Raw genomic sequence first — 21655 nt, forward strand, 5'->3', positions numbered from 1 at the left:
TTGGAAATCTGTTTATCATAGAGAGTGCGTTAAAAACATATTTGGGTCATTAAGCAAGTATTTTTATTAAATAGATTTGACAAAAAGCTTTGTATTAGATTAGAATTGGATAACATAATGTGGTGTTTTATTATTATAGAATAGTAAAATATTTACGCTTGGAGGTACACGATGGTTGTATTTTTAATTGTTATCCAATTCGTCTTTGTTTATCTTAATTATAAACTCTTGCTTTCAGAAAAATTACTACTGACGGAGCTATCATTGCTAGGGCTTTTCTCTATCTTAGCTGGATTAGTTTACTCTGTTGTTGGTTCAGTTTTGGGAGAAATTGTATTTGTCTCTATGTTGATGTTTTTAGCAATGATTAAAGAAAGAAAAAATTACATAGGAATTACTGGGATGGTAAGTTACTCACTAATTATTTTAATTGTAAGTAATCATTGTGCCACGCTTATAGATATGCATATTTTTAAAGATATTGACCTTTTTTCTGATAATTTTTTCTTAATGATAAACCAAATTATCGGATGTTTATTTTCAATGGTAATCACTTTAAGTGTAGCTAAATTTCTGAAATATGCAAAGAGTAAACTAGATATATCCAATGAAACTAAGAGGCTAATTTATGTGATAGGTATAATAACCTCTTCTATGTTATACATACTTCTTTTTTTAGGGATTGTTCCAAATAATCGTGTGGATTTAATAGGTTTGAATTTATTTTTTTTATCCATTTATTTAATTGTCTCTCTAATCACTTTTTTTATGTATCTTAGTTCAATAAGAGGGAAATACGAAATTCAGAAAAAGGAAAGAGAATATTCGGAAAATCAACGTTATATGGAACTTATGGAAAGTCAGTATAAAGAAGTGCGAAAATTTCGGCATGACTATAAAAATATACTGAATTCATTGGAGGATTTTATTGTTGATGAAGATTACGAAGGATTGAATCACTACTACTTTGATAAAATAAAAAGACCTCCCAAATTATTGATCAAAATGATTATAAACTGGATGCTATAGGTAATATAAAATTAAGAGAAATTAAGAGCATTATAGCTTCTAAAGTTATTTCAGCTCAAGAAAAAAAAATCGACGCACAAGTAGAAGTAAACGAAGTAATAAACTCTGTATCTATGGATTCAGTTATTCTAGTCAGAGTACTTGGAATTTTTTTAGATAATGCAATAGAAGAGCTAGAATATATTGGTAAAGGGAAACTTGCAGTTGCATTATATAAGGATGAATGCGCCGTTCATATTGTTATTCAAAATAATTGCAGAGAAGATATCCCTAAATTTCATATACTCAAAAAAAGAGGATTTTCTACTAAGGGAGATGCTAGAGGGGACGGGTTGAGTAATGTCCAAGAGTTAATAGCATTATTAGAAAATGTTCGTTTGGCTACATCAATTAGTGAAGACGTATTTACTCAAAAATTAACAATAGACAATAGGGAGAGGGTGTTAACGTAATGTTATCTATCATCATTTGTGAAGATGATTGGAGGCAGCGCCAAACAATTGAGACATATGTCAAAAATTATATCATGGTGGAGAGCTTAGATATGGAGTTAGCATTTTCTACCGGCAATCCATTAGAAGTATTGGAATTTGTTAAAAGTAACCCAAAAATGATTGGACTGTATTTCTTTGATGTTGATTTACAGCATAAAATGTCAGGACTGACTTTAGCAGCAGAAATCAGAAAATATGATGATTTGGGTAAAATCGTTTTTGTGACTACCCACGGGGAATTATCTTATCTTACATTTACTTATAAGATTGAAGCGATGGATTACATCATAAAAGATAACAAAGGCGATCTTCAGCGAAGGATTTGTGAAAGTATACAGTTAGCTCATGAACGGGTGACCACTGACCGTGGTAATCAAAAGAACTTGTTTAAGATAAAAGATGGAGATATTATTCGTTCAATTGATACCGAAGATATCATTTTCTTTGAATCGTCCGTTGCATCACATAAAATAATTCTTCATTTAGAAAATGGAGAAATCGAATTTTATGGCTCCTTGAAAGAGATCGAAGAACAATGCGACTCTTTTTATAGATGTCATAAATCCTACTTAATAAACCGAAACCATATTAGTAAAATAATGAAAAGTGAACGAATAGTTGAAATGAGCAATGGTGAAACCTGCCTTGTTTCTGTAAGAGCTATGAAAAATTTATGAATTTTCAAAAGCAACATAGACCATCACGGTTTTATGTTGTTTTTTTCGTTTATTTCAGTTTGACAATTCCCTTCAAACGATGTAAATTATACAATTATTGGTAAATTCGATGAGACGCTCTATAATAATCTAGTGAACTTCCTTTTCATTGAGGTACGGCTATGTTAAAATATTATAGAAGAAAATAGGGCAATTGTGCTCTTTAAGGAGGCTTTCATCAATGGCTGTAAAAATCAAAACACCAGCAGGTACCATTGAGATTACCAATGAGGTTATCGCCACAGTTGTTGGCGGTGCTGCGACAGATATCTACGGAATCGTCGGTATGGCTAGTAAAAACCAAATCAAAGATAATTTAAATGGCATTTTGCGTAAAGAGAATTATTCTAAAGGTGTTGTCGTACGTCAAGAAGAAAATGGCGTTGCGGTCGACGTATATACAATCGTAAGTTATGGAACAAAAATTTCAGAAGTGTCTCGAAATGTACAAGAAAAAGTAAAATATAACCTTGAAACATTATTAGGTGTGACAGCTAATTCTGTCAACGTATTTGTGCAAGGTGTTCGTGTGTTGCCTGACTAGGTAGCCAGCTGTCTGAATAGGTGAAGTTTCATCTATTTGCAGTGAATCTCAAAGGAGGATTTTTTAGGTGAATGTAACAGAAATCAGTGCAAGTCAGTTCCAAGAGATGGTTCAGGCTGGTGCGAGTCGTCTGCACGTGAATGCAGAGTATGTCAACTCATTGAACGTTTTCCCTGTGCCAGATGGTGATACAGGAACAAATATGAACTTATCTATGACTAGTGGAGCAAAAGCAGTTGCAGATTCTCGTTCAGAAAAAGTTGGAGAATTAACAACGATTCTTTCAAAAGGATTATTGATGGGTGCTAGAGGAAACTCTGGTGTTATCTTATCACAATTATTCCGTGGTTTTTCTAAACAAATTCCAGATGTTGTAACGCTAAATGCAAAAGATTTAGCAGCAGCGTTTACTCACGGTGTAGAGACAGCTTATAAAGCCGTTATGAAACCCGTAGAAGGAACAATTTTAACCGTTTCTCGTGAAGCGGCTCGTTCTGGTGAACGTAAAGCTAAAGAAACAGATGACTGTATTGAAGTAATGGAAGCAGTTGTTAAAGGAGCTAAACGTGCGTTAGCGAAAACACCTGATCTTTTACCTGTATTAAAAGAAGTCGGCGTTGTTGATAGTGGCGGTCAAGGCTTGTTATTTATCTATGAAGGATTTTTAGAAGCATTGTCAGGTGAATTTTTAGCAACAGAAGTGTACGAACCAACTCCAGGCGAAATGGATGAAATGGTTAATGCAGAACATCATCGTGGTGTTAGCGGACATGTAGCGACTGAAGATATTAAATTTGGTTACTGTACAGAAATCATGGTTCAAATCGGAGAAGGTCCGACCGTTGACAGTGAGTTCGATTACGAAACATTTAGAAATTACTTAAACGAATTAGGTGATTCACTACTTGTTGTAAATGACGATGAAATCATCAAAGTTCACGTGCATACAGAACATCCTGGTGAAGTGATGAACTATGGTCAAAAATTTGGTTCGTTAGTAAAAATCAAAGTAGATAATATGCGTTTACAGCATGAGACATTAGTAGAACATGATGCCAAAGCAGCAGCCGCTCCAAAAGCGCGCGTTCCATATGCAGTTATTGCAATTGCAGCAGGTGATGGTGTACAAGAGCTGTTCCGCAGCCTTGGCGCAAGCTATATTATCAGCGGCGGGCAAACAATGAATCCAAGTACGGAAGATATCTTGAAAGCTGTAAAAGAAGTAAATGCAGATCAAGTAATTATTTTACCTAACAATAAAAATATCTTCATGGCAGCCGATCAAGCAGCAGAAGTAGCAGATATTCCTGTGGCAGTCGTTCCAACGAAAACAATTTCACAAGGAATGACAGCGATGCTTGCATTTAACGAGCAGCAATCGCTTGAAGAAAATAAAGCAACGATGACAGAAATGATCGAAAGTGTAGTCAGCGGACAAGTAACAACAGCTGTACGCGACACAACGATCGATAACGTTGAAATCAAAAAAGATGATTATTTAGGAATGATCGATGGCAAAATCGTCGTTTCTGAACCAGATATGTTCAACGCATCATTGGACACGTTAAAACGTATGATTGATGAAGACACAGAAATTGTGACGATCATTGTTGGTGACGGTGGTACGATGAAAGAAGCTGAAAAATTCGTAGAAGCATTGACTGCTGAATATGAAGATCTAGAAACAGAACTTCATGAAGGTGGACAACCTGTTTATCCATATCTATTTTCAGCTGAATAATAAAAAAGAAACGAAGGCCAGACACTTGTTGTTTGGCTTTTTCTATAGAAAAATCAAGTTACTGAATTCAACAAAGAGATAGGTATAGCTTTTTGATGTTAAAGAAGCACAATTACATAGTTAAAGTTAGGAGGGAAGGAATGAACGTATCGGATGATATCGGTGTGTTGTCTGGCGTTGGACCAAAACGTGCGGAGAATTTAAAGGAATTAGGGATTCATACAATCGAAGATTTATTATCTTATTACCCTTTTAGATATGATGATATTCAAGAAAAAGAATTAAATGAGATCCAAGATCAAGAAAAAGTCACATTAAAAGGTCTAGTTGTTTCTGAGCCAGTAGTCAGTCGCTATGGCTATAAAAAAAGTCGAATGATGTTTCGTATGATGCAAGATCATGCAGTAATCAATGTCTCTTTTTTTAATCAACCTTATTTAAAAGATAAAATTGTTATGTCTGAAGAAATAGCGGTTTATGGAAAATGGGATGCGAAACGCAAATCACTGAATGGAATGAAAATATTAGCTGCTAAAAATGATGGCGAAGACTTTGCACCGATCTATCATGTAAATAAAAAAGTTCGCCAAAGCAGTTTGATCCAATTGATTCGTACAGGATTTGAAAAATATGGCGAGTGGATCCCAGAATTTTTACCGCAAGAGTTGTTGGATAAATATCGTTTAATGTCGAGAAAAGAAGCGATGTTTGCGATGCATTTTCCTAAAAATCCAGAAGAAAGCCATCAAGCGAAACGTCGTGTCGTATTTGAAGAGTTTTTCTTATTTCAGTTGAAGATGCAAGGACTGAAAAGGCAAGAAAAATCTGAGAAAAATGGTTTGCTCGTCCATTATGATGTGGAACGTCTCAAGGCATTTACACAAAGTTTACCTTTTGAGTTAACAGCGGCTCAAAAGAAAGTCACCAATGAAATTTGTCGAGACTTGATGAGTTCAAACCATATGCAGCGATTACTGCAAGGGGATGTAGGGAGCGGAAAAACAGTGGTCGCAGCGATTGCCCTTTATGCAACCATGACAGCAGGTTTTCAAGGAGCGTTAATGGTGCCAACAGAAATATTGGCGCAACAACACATGGAAAGCTTACAACAATTATATGATCCTTTAGAGGTGCGTACAGCGCTGTTAACTGGATCGACAAAGGCAAAAGAACGTCGGGAAATTCTGGAACAACTAGCGACAGGTGAGATCGATATCATTATTGGTACACATGCGCTGATTCAAGAGGATGTTATTTTTCATCGTTTAGGTTTAGTAATCACAGATGAGCAGCATCGATTTGGCGTTAATCAACGAAGGGTTTTAAGAGAAAAAGGGTTAAAACCAGATGTATTATTTATGACTGCAACACCGATTCCAAGAACCTTAGCCATCACAGCTTTTGGCGAGATGGATGTTTCGATCATTGATGAAATGCCGGCTGGACGAATTCCGATTGAAACACGCTGGATTCGTCCACCTCAATTAGATACCGTTCTAGAGTGGATGGAAAAAGAATTAGCCCGTGGGCATCAGGCGTATGTGATTTGTCCGTTAATTGAGGAATCAGAAGCATTAGATGTTAAGAATGCGACGGAAATTTTTGAACATATGTCGGCTTTTTTTAATCCTACCTATCAAGTTGGATTACTTCACGGAAAAATGAAAAATCAAGAAAAAGATGAAATTATGCAAGAATTTAAAGAAAATAAATTGCAATTACTTGTTTCCACAACCGTGATCGAAGTGGGTGTCAATGTACCTAATGCAACGGTTATGTTGATTATGGATGCCGATCGATTTGGTTTAGCCCAATTACATCAACTGCGCGGTCGTGTTGGACGTGGGTCAGATGCATCTTACTGTATTTTAGTGGCCAACCCTAAAAATGAGATGGGTGTAGAGCGAATGAAAATCATGACTGAAACCAATAATGGCTTTGTTTTAAGTGAAAAAGATTTAGAATTACGCGGACCAGGTGAAGTATTTGGTGCAAGACAATCAGGTGTGCCGCAGTTTGCTGTTGGAGATATTGTGACGGACTTTAATATACTTGAAGTTGCGCGCCAAGAAGCAAGTGCTATTTGGAAAAAGGAACAATGGTGGGTATTACCAGAGTATGCTGGGATTTCGGAGAAAATCAAACCGAATGAAGAAGAACAGCAATTTTTTGATTGATAGTATTGAGAAGTTATAGAAGGAATGAGAGAAAAGATGTTGTGCTTCTTGCTGATCCAGCTGCATGAGTCAGCTCTTCGGAAAAAAGATGCCTGCTATTGGAGATAAAGAACCTCGCAACTAGCATTCTCTATTTTTCTGTCAGAGCTGAACGACTCATTCCGCTTTTCAATATGTTATACTACTTATTGTAATTTATCTAGGAGGGACTATTTTATGAAGATTGCAGTTGATGCAATGGGTGGCGATCATGCGCCACAGGCTATTGTTGAAGGGGTTATGTTAGCCAAACAGGATTTTCCTGATATTGAGTTTTTACTTTATGGAAAAGAAAATGAAATTAAAAAATATGTGACTGATGAAACGAATGTCACGATTATCCATACTGATGAAAAGATCAATAGTGATGATGAACCGGTAAAAGCGATTCGTCGTAAGAAAACAGCTTCGATGGTATTAGCTGCACAAGCAGTAAAAAACGGCGAAGCAGATGCAATTTTTTCGGCGGGTAATACGGGCGCATTACTAGCTGCCGGTCTATTTATTGTTGGGCGAATCAAAAATGTGGAACGTCCAGGTTTGATGTCTACGTTGCCGGTAATTGGACAAGCTGATGGTGGATTTGATATGCTGGATTTAGGCGCGAATGCAGATAATAAACCAGAACATCTTGTCCAATATGCTGTATTAGGTTCTTTTTATGCCGAAAAGGTGAGAGCGATCAACAATCCTCGTGTAGCTCTTTTGAATAATGGAACAGAAGAAACAAAAGGCAGTGAATTGACTAAGAAAGCTTTTGAGCTACTTTCAGAAGAAAAAGGCATCAATTTTATCGGAAATGTAGAAGCTCGTGACTTATTAAATGGTGTCGCAGATGTTGTTGTAACAGATGGATTTACGGGAAATGCTGTATTGAAATCTATCGAGGGGACAGCGATGAACATGATGGGGCTTTTGAAATCTTCAATTTTAGCAGAAGGATTTAAAGGTAAAATGGGCGCATTACTTTTAAAAAATGCTTTACGTGGGATGAAAAATGAAATGGACTATTCTAAGCATGGCGGTGCCGTTCTTTTTGGTTTGAAAGCGCCTGTTGTTAAAACACATGGATCAACTGGTCCAGAAGCTGTTCGTTATACGATCCGTCAAATCCATACAATGCTGAAAACTGAGGTTGTTCCTCAGCTTGTCAATCATTACGAAAACCAAGAATAAGTTTTTTCGAAACCTATTTGCAACCGTTCTGTAATAAAGTTGCAAAAAAAGATGGACAAATCACTTAATTGTGAGTACAATGTATCATAGCGTTCAACTCATTTAAAGAGGAACGTTTTTCAAAAGCAGTGGAGGTGAATACAGTTGAGTCGTGAAGAAGTACTTGGAAAAGTAGCGAAGATTATCTCAAACCACTTTGATATTGAAGCTGAGAATGTGACAGATCAATTAAACATTAAAGATGACTTGAATGCAGATTCGATTAGTGTAATGGAATTTGTTTTAGAGCTGGAAGATGAGTTTGGTACAGAAATTTCTGATGAAGATGCAGAGCAAATTGAAACAGTTGGTGCCGCTGTGGACTATATTATGAATAACTTATAATTGCAACTAATAAAAGTGATCGAATAAGCACATTTAAACAATTGGGCTATAACTCGTAGAGTTATGGCCCAATTGTTTTTTTGTATAAAAAAAAATATATCTATCGTATTGCCAAAATGTTGCAATTCTTTCTTAAATTATATACAATTGCATAAAAAAGGTCACAATTAGAAAAATGATAAAAACAATTTATAAAAACGATAAATCCTCTCGTGGCGAGTGAGGTAAAGTAGCCAAAAATGAGGGAATAGGAGTGGGTTAAAGTGAGTGATGAAAATCAATTGTTAGATGTTCAACATCTACGCACAGGCTTTCGCATGAAAGATGAGTTTTTTAATGCGGTAGACGATGTATCATTTGAATTGGGGAAAAATGAAATTTTAGCAATTGTTGGTGAATCGGGTTGTGGAAAAAGTACACTTGCAACGACGATTATGGGGCTCCATGATCCAAATAATACTCAAGTCACAGGAGAAATTATTTACAAGGATCTAAATTTGACGACGTTTAACGAACAACTATATAACAAAATCAGAGGCAATGATATCGGCATGATTTTTCAAGATCCTCTATCAGCACTGAATCCTTTGATGCGGATTGAAGAGCAGATCAAAGAAAGCTTAACGTATCATACGGATATGAATGAAGAACAAAAACAGGATCGGGTGATTGAATTATTGACACAAGTGGGGATTCCAAATCCTGAACGTGTAGGAAAACAATATCCACATGAATTATCTGGTGGGATGCGTCAACGCGTAATCATTGCCATCGCTATTGCATGTAAACCAGCAATCATTATCGCAGATGAGCCAACAACAGCATTGGATGTAACAATTCAGGCGCAAATTTTAGATTTACTCAAGGATTTGCAAGAGGAGACGGCTTCAGGGATTATTTTAATTACCCACGATTTAGGTGTTGTAGCTGAAATGGCAGATAAGGTAGCGGTGATGTATGCGGGTCAGTTTGTTGAGGTAGCTTCTGCAGAAGAATTGTTTACAAATCCTAAACATCCATATACACGTTCCTTATTACAATCGATTCCACAAGAAAATTCAGATGATAGTCAATTGCATGTGATTGAAGGAGTCGTTCCTTCATTAAGTAAACTACCAAGAGAAGGCTGCCGATTTGCACCAAGAATTCCATGGATTCCAGAAGATGCTCATGAAGAAGTACCGATGCTGCATGAAGTAGGAGAAGATCATTTTGTCCGTTGCACTTGCTATCAGCATTTCCATTTTAGAGATGAACAGGAGGAAGTGTAATGGCAGAAATCATCCAAATCAAAGATCTTAAAGTACATTACCCGATCCGCAGCGGCTTTTTCAATCGTGTTACTGATCATGTGTTAGCTGTTGATGGTGTAGATTTTATCATCGAAAAAGGCAAAACGTACGGATTGGTCGGTGAATCAGGTTCTGGGAAATCGACGACAGGAAAGGCAATCATTGGTTTAGAGAAAGTCACTAGTGGCTCTGTTTTATATGAAGGCAAAGATGTGACGAAGCACAGCAATCGAAAAGCGATGAAGTATAACAAAGATGTTCAAATGATTTTTCAAGATTCAATGTCTAGTTTAAATCCTAAAAAACGAGTGTTGGATATTATCGCAGAACCAATTCGTAATTTTGAGCGTTTGAGCGATCAAGAAGAAAAGACAAAGGTCAAAGGACTCTTGGATATTGTTGGGATGCCGGAAGATGCTTTGTACAAATACCCTCATGAGTTTTCTGGGGGACAAAGACAGCGTTTGGGCGTAGCACGAGCTGTTGCGACTAATCCTAAGTTGATCATTGCTGACGAGCCAGTTTCTGCTTTGGATTTGTCCGTTCAGGCTCAAGTATTGAACTTTATGAAAAATATTCAAGAAGAATATGGCTTGAGTTATCTATTTATTTCTCATGATCTGGGTGTAGTCAAGCATATGTGCGATAACATTGCGATTATGTACAAAGGACGCTTCGTCGAAATTGGGACGCGTGAGGATATTTATACAAATCCTCAACACATCTATACTAAGCGTTTATTATCAGCAATTCCTAAAATCGATGTTGCCAATCGAGAAAAGCATAAGATGCAACGACGTAAGGTAGAAAAAGAATATATAGAAAATCAAAAAAACTACTATGATCAAAACGGACGTGTATATGATTTGCGGAAAATAAGTGAGACACATCAAGTCGCATTGAAAGATGGAGGTGCAAACTAATGTGGAAGACGATTTTACGACGTGTACTCTTTATGATCCCTCAAATTTTGATTTTAAGCGTATTGATTTTTATGTTGGCGAAAATGATGCCAGGTGATCCATTTACGGGATTGATCAACCCAAATACAGATCCAGCAGTGATTGAAAAAATGCGTGAATCAGCAGGGTTGAATGATCCGTGGACAACGCAATATGTGCGTTGGATCAGTAATGTTTTTCAAGGGGATTTTGGTGAGAGCTTTATTTTCAAATTACCTGTGGCTACTCTAATTGGTAACCGTGCTGTCAATACGATTTTGTTATCCTTAGTAACAGTTGTATTGATGTATGCCATTGCTTTACCGTTAGGTGTTCTTTCTGGTCGTTATCAAAATTCGATTTTAGATAAATTTGTAGTGATTTACAACTTTATTAGTTTTGCAGTTCCGCCATTTATTTTTGCATTAATTATGCTATTTATTTTCGGTTATCGACTTGATTGGTTCCCGACGACAGGTTCAGTTTCGAGTGGGGTTGAATCAGGGACAGGTGCCTATATTTGGGATCGATTTTATCATTTGATTTTACCTGCGCTTTCTCAGGCATTACTTGGAACGGCGATCACGATTCAATACTTGCGTAATGAAGTGATTGATTCCCAATCATTAGACTATGTACGGACAGCACGTTCAAAAGGTGTGCCAACAAACAAAGTTTATACAAGGCATATTTTCAGAAATGCTTCTTTACCAATTGTTTCTCAACTAAGTTACGAAATCACTGCTTTGATCAGCGGATCGGTCGTTATTGAACGAATCTTTGGCTATCCAGGGATTGGAAAATTATTTATCGATTCAATTGGTCAACGAGACTATGCAGTGATTACATCCTTAGTATTGATTTTAGGTGTTGCAACACTTATCGGAAATCTAGTTTCAGATATTGTGATGAGTATTGTCGACCCGCGGATTCGGGTTCAATAAAAATCAATTTTGAGGAAAGGGAGAAATGAGATGGATACAAATAAAGAAAATGTAATACCTGTTGCTGAAAATATTCCACCAATGGGATTCCGAATGATTGCAAGAGAATTTAAAAAAGACAAATTAGCTATTTTTTCACTTGTATTACTAGTGGTTATTTTGCTCGTTGTCTTTATCGGTGCTATGTTGACCGATCAAGATAAAGTCATGACGGTCAGTATTTTAGATAAATACGCGGAACCTGATGGACACTTTATTTTGGGCGCTGACGAAGGTGGACGAGATGTGCTTGGCCAGTTGATCATTGGCGCACGGAATTCAGTTGTCATTGGTTTTGCGATTACAATCATTACATCAATCATTGGTGTAGGGATCGGTATTATTTCTGGCTATTATGGCGGAATGTTTGATAATGCTGTGATGCGTGTCGTTGATTTTATTATGATTTTGCCGATTATGATGATTATCATCGTTTTCGTTACGATTATTCCTAATTACAATGTATGGTCTTTTGTTTGGATTATGAGTTCGTTTTACTGGGTTGCTAAAGCTCGGCTATTTAGAAGTAAAACACTTTCTGAAGTTCGTAGAGATTATGTAAGTGCCTCAAAAACATTAGGATCAAGTGATTTTAAAATCATGTTTCGAGAAATTATGCCTAATCTAAGTTCATTGATTATCACAAACTTAACGATTAACTTTGCGGCAAATATCGGGATCGAAACAACTCTAACATTCTTAGGATTTGGTTTACCGACAAATGTACCGAGTCTGGGAACATTAATTGGTTATGCGAGTAATGGCGATGTTTTAGCAAATAAAACATGGATTTGGGTACCTGCATCAGCACTGATTTTAGTAATGATGTTATGTATAAATTATATTGGCCAGGCGTTTAAGCGTTCAGCAGATGCAAGACAACGTTTAGGCTAAAACGAGGAGGAAATAGTGTGAAAAACAGTAAAGTTTTGGGTTTGCTTACATTAACAGCGGTGATGGCACTAACATTAGCTGCTTGTGGTGGTAAGAAATCAGATTCGGGGAATAAGAGTGTAGAAACAGAAGATATCAGTAAATTTACTATGAAGGTCAAAAACGATAAAGAAGCAATCAAAGGCGGGACTTTGGATGTTGCAGTCGCATCAGATACTCAGTTTAAAGGATTGTTTTCAAAAGCGTATCAACAAGATGCGTACGATGATTATTACATGAAGCCGTCTGATGAAATTTTATTCTCTTATGATGAAGATTTTGTTATCACAGAAGACGGTGCGGCTAAATTAGCGATAGATGTTGATAACAATAAGGCAACGATCACATTGAAAAAAGATGTGAAATGGTCGGATGGTGAGCCTGTCACAGCAGACGACGTGATCTATCCTTATGAATTAATCGGAAATAAAGACTATACTGGGATTCGCTATGATGACAAATTCATGAATGTCGTAGGAATGGATGAGTATCATGAAGGAAAAACGGATACTATTTCTGGAATCAAAAAAGTAGACGAGTTAACAACCGAAATTACATTTAAAGAAATGAATCCAGGAATGCTACAATTAAGCGGTGGCGTAAATACGTACGCAATGCCAAAACATATCTTTAAAGATATTCCTATTAAAGATCAAGAACAAAGTGATGCAGTCCGAAAAAATCCGGTTACATTCGGTCCTTACTATATGAATAAAATCGTAACGGGTGAATCAGTAGAGTACTTACCAAATGAGCACTACTATCAAGGAAAACCCAAACTAGATAAAATCGTATTCACAAATGTGCCCACGGCTTCTATCGTTGAAGCCGTAAAAGCGAAAAAATACGATATAGTCTATTCAATGCCGACAGATAGCTACCCAACGTATAAAGATTCAGAAGGTTACCAAATGCTAGGTCGTGAAGAATTAGCCTACACTTATATTGGATTCAAACTAGGTACTTTTGATAAAGAAAAAGGCGAAGTTATCATGAATTCAGATGCAAAAATGGCGGATGTGAAATTACGTCAAGCGATGGGTTATGCGGTAGATAATAACGCAATCGGTCAAAAATTCTATAATGGCTTGCGTACTGGCGCAACAACATTGATTCCGCCAATCTTTAAAACATTGCATAATAAAGATGTTAAAGGATATCAATATGATTTAGAAAAAGCAAAGAAAATGTTGGATGACGCAGGCTACAAAGATACAGATAAAGATGGACTTAGAGAAGATCCTAATGGGAAAAAATTAACCATCAACTTTGCCTCAATGGCAGGTGGCGAAACGGCACAACCTTTAGCTGATTATTATCTACAACAATGGAAAGAAATTGGTTTAGATGTGAAATTAGCAACGGGTCGTTTAATTGATTTCCAAGCATTCTACGATAAAATTAAAAATGATGATCCAGAAATCGATGTTTTCCAAGCTGCTTGGGGTGTAAATAGTGCGCCATCTCCAGCAGGATTGTACAGTCGCAAAGCGGCATTCAACTATTCTCGTTTTGCCTCAGAAGAAAATGATAAATTGTTGAAAGCAATTGATTCAAAAGCATCATTTGACGATAAAAAACGTAAAGAAGCTTACGATGCTTGGCAAGAGTATATGTTTGAACAAGCGCCAGTTATTCCAACATTGTACCGTAATGAAATCCTGCCTATCAGCGATCGCGTGAAATCATTTACTTGGAATTATGAAGATACTAGAGATTATTATAGTATTGAATTGACAGCTGAAAAACGTTAATTATTAATAGAAGAAGCTGAAAAGTAACTAGAGTAGTGTGAGGCAAAAGTGTTTATTTCTTTTGCCTTACGCTTCTTTTTATTTAGTGGAAAATAAATGTATGGATTGTGTTTTTCTATTGAGTAGTGACAAAAAACAAACTTTTTTTGTCACTTGTACACTAGACAGAAATTTTACTACATGATATCCTCTTTGTTAAGCGCTTTCAAAAAGGCTTGTAAAAGAGAAGACAGACAAGGAGAGTAATCAAATGGAGCAAACACTAGTCATCATCAAACCAGACGGCGTTACACGTAAGTTAGTAGGAGAAATCATTCAACGGTTTGAAAAAAAACAAATGAAGATTGCTCAACTAAAAGTAGCTAAAATGTCTCGGGCGCAAGCAGAGGAACATTATGCACATGTAAAGCAATTCGATTTTTTTGAAGACATGATGACGTACATGACATCATCAGAAGTTGTCTATCTTGTTCTAGAAGGAAATGAGGTCATCAAAATAGTGCGGAAAATGATTGGAGCTACCAATTGTCTAAATGCTGAACCAGGAACGATTCGAGGCGATTATGGAGCGAACAGCTATCAAAATATTATCCACGCTTCTGATTCGCCAGAAGCAGCAACGGCTGAAATTAATCGATTTTTTAATTAAGAAAAATGAAGTAAAAGCGTCTTAAGAATTATTGGTTTTAAAAAGTGGGAGTAAAAGACTAACCACTTAAAACCGATGATCTGAAGCGCTTTTTACTTATTTATGATAGAAAGTCTCATTCTATCCACTGGTATAATGAGGAAATCATGCAAAAATGATGAATCCATTGCCTAATTTAGCCTAATTCCCGTCCTAACCATTTAAAAATGTTTCAAAAAAAAGTATAATAGAGAAGGTTGTAAATAAACTTAAAGGAATGTAGCAAATGGACAATCAGTTAACTACCGAACTAAAAGAACGTTACGGCATTGTTTTCCATGATGTCAACCTATTAGAACAAGCTTTCACCCATTCATCCTATGTGAATGAGCATCGCTATTTAAAACTATCTGACAATGAACGATTAGAGTTTTTAGGGGATGCTGTTTTAGAATTATTGGTTTCCCAATATTTGTATAAACAATTCCCAGATATGCCAGAAGGAAAATTAACGAAGATGAGGGCAGCAATCGTACGTGAAGATAGTTTATCTAAATTTGCGAAAGAATGCCATTTCGATCAATATATTCTTCTTGGTAAAGGGGAAGAAAATTCTGGTGGGCGTGCGCGTCCGGCATTGCTTTGCGATTTATTTGAAGCATTTTTAGGTGCTTTATTCTTAGATCAAAAAGTCGATGCAGTTAAGAAATTTATTGCAGAAGTCATTTTTCCAAAAATTGATGCCGGTGCTTTTTCACATGAGATGGATCACAAAACACATTTACAAGAAGTTTTACAACGTCAAGGGGATGTCAATATCGACTACCGTTTAGTCAATGAGGAAGGTCCTGCTCATGATCGAATCTTTTTTGTTGAAGTCTATGTCAACGAAAAGCTGATTGGAACAGGCCAGGGAAAATCGAAGAAATTAGCAGAACAGGATGCCGCTGAAAAGGCGCTGAAACAACATCCTGAGTAAGCTTGGAAGGAGCCGTTTTATTCGTGTATTTGAAACGAATTGAGATCGCAGGATTTAAATCCTTTGCGGATCGAACCGTTATAGAGTTTGAAAATGGTGTGACGGCTGTCGTTGGACCAAATGGCAGTGGAAAAAGTAACATCACCGAAGCGATTCGCTGGGTCTTAGGCGAACAATCGGCCAAAAGCCTTCGCGGAGGCAAAATGCCGGATATTATTTTCGCTGGTTCTGAAGGTCGTAAAGCGTTAAATATTGCCGAAGTAACGGTTGTCTTAGATAATAGTGATCATTTTTTACCGTTGGATTTTACTGAAATTAGCGTAACACGTCGGTATCGTCGAACAGGAGAAAGTGATTTTTACATCAATAAACAGGCTTGCCGATTAAAAGATATTCATGATTTATTTATGGACTCTGGTCTTGGAAAAGAATCATTTTCAATTATTTCTCAAGGAAAAGTCGAAGCTATTTTTAATAGTAAACCAGAAGACCGTCGTGGTATTTTTGAAGAAGCAGCCGGTGTGTTGAAGTATAAACAACGTAAGAAAAAAGCAGAACAAAAACTGTTTGAAACTGAAGATAATTTAAGTCGTGTGCAAGATATCATCTATGAATTAGAAGATCAACTGACTCCTCTAGCTGCACAAAGTGAAGCAGCCAAGGAGTTTTTAAAACTTAAAGAGAACCTAACTGAAATCGATGTTAGTTTGACTGTAACTGAAATTGAAGCAGCGAAAAAAGTTTGGGAAGTCAAAACAGCAGAACTTACCGCTATTGAAGAGAAGCTACAAACAGCCAGCAAAAAAATTCGTGATTCAGAAGATGAATTATTCCAATTGCGTGGAAAACGGAATAAATTAGATGAGCAGATCGAAACACAACAACAACAACTGTTACAAATCACAGAAGCGTTGAAACAAACGGAAGGTCAAAAAAATGTATTGGTCGAACGTTCAAAACATACAATGCAGACGACTAGTGAGTACCAGCAGTCTTTAGAAGAAAATGCTGAGAAAATCACGCGCTACCGTGAAGAAGTCCAAGAGTTGCAAGCAAAAGTCACTGAGAAAAAAGCCCAACGTGAAACATTACGTGAAGCAAGTAAAGCCTCAGAATTAGAAGTTGAAAAATACAGCAAATCCTCAAAAGAATTATTGGAAGAGTTGCGCAGCCAATATGTTGAAGTGATGCAAGCACAAGCCAACACGACGAACGATCTAAAGTATTTAGAACGTCAGTATCAACAAGAAACGGCTAAAAATCAACAATCGATCCAAAAACATGAAGCGTTAGAAAAACAAATGAACGATGCTTTAGCAGAAAAAGAGCAACTTGAAGAACAAGTAGCCGCATCTGATCAATCGTTAAATGATCAACGAGAACAATATACGCAACTAAAAAATCAATTAGATCAAAAACAAGGGCAACTAGCTGTTAAACAAAAAATATGTATCAAGCCATGAACCAAGTTCAACAAGCCAAAGCTCGTCAAAAAAGCTTGCAAGAGATCCAAGAAAATTATTCAGGATTTTATCAAGGTGTACGAGCAGTGTTAAAACACAAAGACCAATTAACGGGAATTGTTGGCGCTGTTGCAGAGTTGATGGACGTGCCAAAAGAATATACATTGGCAATCGAAACAGCTTTAGGTGGAGCGGCGCAACATGTGGTGGTAGAAACAGAAAAAGATGGACGTGCCGGTATTACCTTCCTAAAACAACAGCATAGCGGTCGGGCAACATTCTTACCATTGACGACGATCAAACCAAGAACTGTTTCTAGTGCTGTTCGTGATCGTGTGAGTAATATTCCAGGATTTCTAGGAATCGCCAGTGAGCTCGTTCATTTTTCTGATGACGTCAGCAATGTGGTTCAAAACCTGTTAGGTGTGACCTTGTTAGCTGAAACGCTAGAAAGTGCCAACCAATTGGCGAAAGCAGTCAACTATCAATATCGGGTTGTTTCTTTAGATGGAGATGTCATGAATTCAGGTGGGTCAATGACTGGTGGTGCCAATAAACGCGGTAATCAAGGCAGCTTATTTTCTCAAACACAAGAACTCCAAACACTGACGGAACAAATGGAACGTTTTGAAAAACAGTTAACAGTGAACGAAAAAGAAGTTCAGCAATTAACCGATGAAGTCAAACAGCTAAATGAACAATTAGAGCACCTACGTTCAACAGGTGAGACAAGTCGTTTAAAACAGCAAGAACTACAAAATAAACTGGCAAACCAAGAAGAAACAATCACTCGTTTAACGAAAGAACAGCGTTTGTTTGAATTTGAAGCACGTGAATTACACCAATTTTTAACTGAATATCAAGCGAGAAAAGAAGAGCTGACAGAACAACAACAAGAGTTGGATCAGACCAAGGATCGTTTAGATCAGGAAATGAAACAGGTGGATCAAGAAGCTAGTCAGATGGAACAATTACGTGGGGAAGCCTTCGAACGCTTTAATCAAGTTCAAGCTGATCAAGCGGTTGTGTCAGAACAATTAACGCATTTAACGGAGCAAACAGCAGAAAAACAATCCCAGCTAGATGAACTATTGGCGAGAGAAACTGCTCTGCGTCAACAATTGCAGCAATTGAATGACCATTCGACAGATCATCAAGTAACAGAAGAAAGCTTAGCTGTTCAATTAGAACAATTAGCTGAGAAAAAAGAGCAGCTACAAACAAGTATTCAAGAAGCGAAAACTTCTCGTCAACAATTACAAGAACAAGTGGATCAAATCGATACAGGTTTAGCAGAAGAAAATAAAGAGCAACAACATTTATTAACAGAACAAACCAAAATCGAAGTGGAGAAAAACCGTTCTGAAATCAAGCTGGATAATTCGTTACAATATCTGCAAGAAGAATATAGTTTAACCTTTGAGCGAGCGAATGAAGATTATGAGTTGACGATCGATAAAGAGCAGGCAAAAATCGAAGTGAAACGCTTGAAACGTGATATCGAACGCTTAGGTCCAGTCAACCTTAATGCGATTGAACAGTATGAACAAGTCAATGAACGGCACGAGTTTTTAGTGTCTCAACGAGATGACTTGTTAGACGCTAAAGAGCAGTTGTTTGAAACAATGGGTGAAATGGATGAAGAAGTGAAAGCTCGCTTTAGCGAAGTCTTTGAAGCCATTCGTGCACAATTTAAAGTCGTATTTCCAAATATGTTCGGCGGTGGTCGAGCGGAGCTAATTTTGACGAATCCAGAAGATTTATTAAATACTGGGGTCGAAATCGAAGCACAGCCTCCAGGCAAAAAGCTACAAAACCTAAGTCTACTTTCTGGTGGGGAACGTGCATTGACTGCGATTGCCTTATTGTTTTCGATCATTCGTGTGAGACCTGTTCCATTCTGTGTTTTAGATGAAGTTGAAGCGGCTTTAGATGATGCGAATGTCTCTCGTTTTGGTCATTACTTAAGCGAATTTGAAGACGAAACCCAGTTTATTGTCGTGACTCACCGCAAAGGAACGATGGAAGCCGCAGATGTCTTGTATGGTGTGACAATGCAAGAATCCGGAGTATCTAAAATCGTTTCCGTTCGTTTGGAAGAGGTCAAAGAAGGCGGCGCAATCGTCGCTGAAACTTAGTTGTAATATGATAGGAGTAATTGAATGATTAAATTAGTCGCTATTGATTTAGATGGCACACTTTTAAATAGTAAAAAGGAAATCTCGACACGGAACAAAGAAGCCTTGGCACAAGCAAAAGCCAATGGTGTTACAATCGTTCTTTGTACAGGTCGACCGTTGGCTGCAATTGAAATTTATCTAGAAGCATTGAATTTACGTGATAATGGGGACTATAGCATCACATTTAATGGTGGATTGGTTCAAAAAAACGATACCGGTGAAATCATTGAAAAAGCATTGATGCCTTTAGAACATGTCCATGAGTTGTATGAGTTAGCTCAAGCATTAAATGTTCCATTGGATATTTTATCTGACGGACTTGTGATGCAACTGCCAGCGTCAAAAGAGTATACTTCTTTATATAGTCAATTAAATAACTTATTGACGTTTGAATCGTATGAATTAGCTCAACTTACAGCAAACCAAATCTATAACAAAGCGGTTGTAGCGGTGGATGAAACCTATTTGGATGAACAAATCAAAAAAATACCTGCACCATTTTATGATCGTTATGAAGTCATTAAGACAAGAAGCAACTTGCTTGAGTTTATGCCTAAAGGAGTCACTAAAGCTTATGGAATTTCTCTATTAGCTAGAGATTTAGGCATCAAACAAGAAGAAATCATGACAATTGGTGACGAAGAAAATGATTTACCAATGATCGAATATGCAGGTCTTGGTGTAGCAATGGAGAATGCTGTAGCTAAAGTTAAAGAGCTGGCAGACGTAATCACTGATACAAATGATAACGACGGTGTAGCACAAGCTGTTGAAAAGTTTGTTTTAGAACCATTGAGAGGAGGAATTTAAATGGGATTTTTCGATAAAATCAAAAAAGCCTTTATGAACGAAAAAGAAACAGAACCAGCAAAAATTGAAACGGATGACACGCTGGAAGAAGTTGTTGATGAAGAGGCGACACCAGAAGAACAACCAGTAACACAAGAACCTGTACAAGAAGAAACAACGGAACCAACAGAAGCTGATTCTCTTGAAAAGATAGAAGAAATAGTGGAAGAAGTAGAGCCAGAAGTTGCTCCGTCAATTACAGAAGAGACTGTAATTGAAACGGAAGAACGTATTGAACCAGAACTTATTGACGAACAACAAGAAGAAATCGTTGTACAAGAAAAGTATGAAAAAGGATTAGAAAAAACGCGAAAAACGTTCGGCCAACGTTTGAATGAATTATTTGCTAATTTTCGTTCAGTTGACGAAGACTTTTTTGAAGAGCTAGAAGAAACATTGATTGGTGCTGATGTTGGTTTTGATACTGCGATAAAAATCACTGAATCGCTACGCCAAGAAGTAAAATTACGTAACGCCAAAAAGCCAGCTGCTATTCAAAACACGATTATTGAGAAAATGGTAGATTTATACGAAGCAGAAGGCATTGAAGAAAATAATGCACTGAATATTCAAAACGATGGTTTGACTGTTATGCTGTTTGTCGGTGTAAACGGTGTGGGCAAAACAACCAGTATCGGAAAACTTGCTCATGAGTTCAAACAAGACGGAAAAAAAGTCTTGATGGCAGCAGCCGATACCTTTAGAGCAGGAGCGATCGATCAATTGGTAGTCTGGGGCGAACGTGCGGGTGTTGAAGTTGTGCGAGGCAATGCAGGAGGAGATCCAGCAGCGGTCGTTTTTGATGCAGTAGAGCGTGCCAAAGCTGAAAATGCGGATATCTTACTCGTGGACACGGCAGGACGCTTACAAAACAAAGTCAACTTGATGAACGAATTAGAAAAAATCAAGCGTATCATCCAACGTGAATTGCCAGATGCACCACATGAAGTGTTGCTTGTAGTAGATGCAACGACAGGACAAAACGCGATGTCACAAGCGAAACAATTTAAAGAGACGACTGACGTTACTGGGTTAGTTTTGACAAAATTAGACGGTACAGCTAAAGGTGGAATCGTCTTGGCGATTCGTAATGAGTTGCATTTACCAGTGAAATTAGTTGGACTTGGGGAAGGCATTGATGACTTAGAGCCGTTTGATGCTAATGATTTTGCGGTTGGTTTGTTTAAGGGCTTGTTGAAAGAAGAAGAGTAGAAGAACGGTTGAGAATGGAACAAATGTGTTAATGAGGCTACCTGCACTCTTTTAGCATATTTGTTTCTTTTTGGTTAGGTTAAAAGTAAGTTTCTCTGTCATTAACTTGGCGAACTACTAAAAAATTCTTATCTTCTTTAT

The 21655-nt window shown here is 37.2% G+C and carries 17 protein-coding genes and 1 pseudogene; all 18 read left to right on the top strand.

Translation table 11 applies throughout. The annotated features are described in order from the left end of the window. The first annotated feature begins 171 nt into the window (after window positions 1–171). The 18 genes and pseudogenes from A5880_RS08695 (at window position 172) to ftsY (ending at window position 21514) form a co-directional block, all read left to right on the top strand. Window positions 172–1029 (top strand): hypothetical protein, encoded by an 858-nt coding sequence (locus tag A5880_RS08695; RefSeq protein WP_336577046.1) that lies wholly within the window; start codon window positions 172–174, stop codon window positions 1027–1029. A 113-nt stretch (window positions 1030–1142) separates the two neighbouring features. Next, window positions 1143–1481, top strand: a complete 339-nt coding sequence (locus A5880_RS08700) for a GHKL domain-containing protein (RefSeq protein ID WP_336577047.1) — start codon at window positions 1143–1145, stop codon at window positions 1479–1481. After that, complete coding sequence (locus A5880_RS08705) at window positions 1481–2200, top strand: LytR/AlgR family response regulator transcription factor (RefSeq protein ID WP_086330580.1); 720 nt, start codon at window positions 1481–1483, stop codon at window positions 2198–2200. The genes A5880_RS08700 and A5880_RS08705 overlap by 1 nt, the downstream gene beginning before the upstream one ends. 220 nt (window positions 2201–2420) lie before the next feature. After that, on the top strand, window positions 2421–2783 hold the full coding sequence (locus tag A5880_RS08710) for an Asp23/Gls24 family envelope stress response protein (RefSeq protein ID WP_010761897.1): 363 nt from the start codon (window positions 2421–2423) through the stop codon (window positions 2781–2783). A gap of 67 nt (window positions 2784–2850) precedes the next feature. After that, window positions 2851–4524 carry a DAK2 domain-containing protein gene (locus tag A5880_RS08715; protein ID WP_086330581.1) on the top strand — a complete coding sequence of 558 codons (1674 nt, stop codon included), beginning with the start codon at window positions 2851–2853 and terminating at the stop codon, window positions 4522–4524. A 140-nt stretch (window positions 4525–4664) separates the two neighbouring features. Continuing rightward, window positions 4665–6701, top strand: coding sequence for an ATP-dependent DNA helicase RecG (gene recG, locus A5880_RS08720; RefSeq protein ID WP_086330582.1), 2037 nt, complete (start codon window positions 4665–4667; stop codon window positions 6699–6701). A gap of 216 nt (window positions 6702–6917) precedes the next feature. Then, window positions 6918–7916: a phosphate acyltransferase PlsX gene (gene plsX / locus A5880_RS08725; RefSeq protein WP_086330583.1), complete on the top strand. Its 999-nt coding sequence runs from the start codon at window positions 6918–6920 to the stop codon at window positions 7914–7916. A 144-nt stretch (window positions 7917–8060) separates the two neighbouring features. After that, the gene (acpP, locus tag A5880_RS08730; RefSeq protein ID WP_086330584.1) at window positions 8061–8300 is read left to right on the top strand and encodes an acyl carrier protein; all 240 of its coding nucleotides are present in this window, start codon (window positions 8061–8063) and stop codon (window positions 8298–8300) included. A gap of 263 nt (window positions 8301–8563) precedes the next feature. Continuing rightward, on the top strand, window positions 8564–9571 hold the full coding sequence (locus tag A5880_RS08735; RefSeq protein WP_179190420.1) for an ABC transporter ATP-binding protein: 1008 nt from the start codon (window positions 8564–8566) through the stop codon (window positions 9569–9571). Continuing rightward, window positions 9571–10515 carry an ABC transporter ATP-binding protein gene (locus tag A5880_RS08740; RefSeq protein WP_086330585.1) on the top strand — a complete coding sequence of 315 codons (945 nt, stop codon included), beginning with the start codon at window positions 9571–9573 and terminating at the stop codon, window positions 10513–10515. Before A5880_RS08735 ends, A5880_RS08740 begins: the two co-directional genes overlap by 1 nt. Then, window positions 10515–11477: an oligopeptide ABC transporter permease gene (opp4B, locus tag A5880_RS08745; RefSeq protein WP_086330586.1), complete on the top strand. Its 963-nt coding sequence runs from the start codon at window positions 10515–10517 to the stop codon at window positions 11475–11477. Before A5880_RS08740 ends, opp4B begins: the two co-directional genes overlap by 1 nt. Before the next feature lie 30 nt (window positions 11478–11507). Further along, window positions 11508–12410 (top strand): ABC transporter permease, encoded by a 903-nt coding sequence (locus A5880_RS08750; RefSeq protein ID WP_086330587.1) that lies wholly within the window; start codon window positions 11508–11510, stop codon window positions 12408–12410. A 17-nt stretch (window positions 12411–12427) separates the two neighbouring features. Next, window positions 12428–14203 (top strand): oligopeptide ABC transporter substrate-binding protein, encoded by a 1776-nt coding sequence (locus tag A5880_RS08755; protein ID WP_086330588.1) that lies wholly within the window; start codon window positions 12428–12430, stop codon window positions 14201–14203. A 250-nt stretch (window positions 14204–14453) separates the two neighbouring features. Beyond that, the gene (ndk, locus tag A5880_RS08760) at window positions 14454–14852 is read left to right on the top strand and encodes a nucleoside-diphosphate kinase (RefSeq protein ID WP_086330589.1); all 399 of its coding nucleotides are present in this window, start codon (window positions 14454–14456) and stop codon (window positions 14850–14852) included. 265 nt (window positions 14853–15117) lie between these two features. After that, a complete protein-coding gene (gene rnc, locus A5880_RS08765; RefSeq protein WP_086330590.1) occupies window positions 15118–15810 on the top strand; it encodes a ribonuclease III in 693 nt (230 codons plus the stop codon). 23 nt (window positions 15811–15833) lie between these two features. Continuing rightward, a pseudogene (gene smc, locus A5880_RS08770) lies at window positions 15834–19411 on the top strand (chromosome segregation protein SMC). Between the two features lie 24 nt (window positions 19412–19435). Further along, window positions 19436–20263, top strand: a complete 828-nt coding sequence (locus A5880_RS08775; protein WP_086330592.1) for a Cof-type HAD-IIB family hydrolase — start codon at window positions 19436–19438, stop codon at window positions 20261–20263. After that, window positions 20264–21514, top strand: a complete 1251-nt coding sequence (ftsY, locus tag A5880_RS08780) for a signal recognition particle-docking protein FtsY (RefSeq protein ID WP_086330593.1) — start codon at window positions 20264–20266, stop codon at window positions 21512–21514. The last annotated feature ends 141 nt before the right edge of the window (window positions 21515–21655 follow it).

It is taken from the genome of Enterococcus sp. 4G2_DIV0659 (genome assembly GCF_002140715.2).
GTDB classification, from domain to species: domain Bacteria; phylum Bacillota; class Bacilli; order Lactobacillales; family Enterococcaceae; genus Enterococcus_L; species Enterococcus_L mansonii.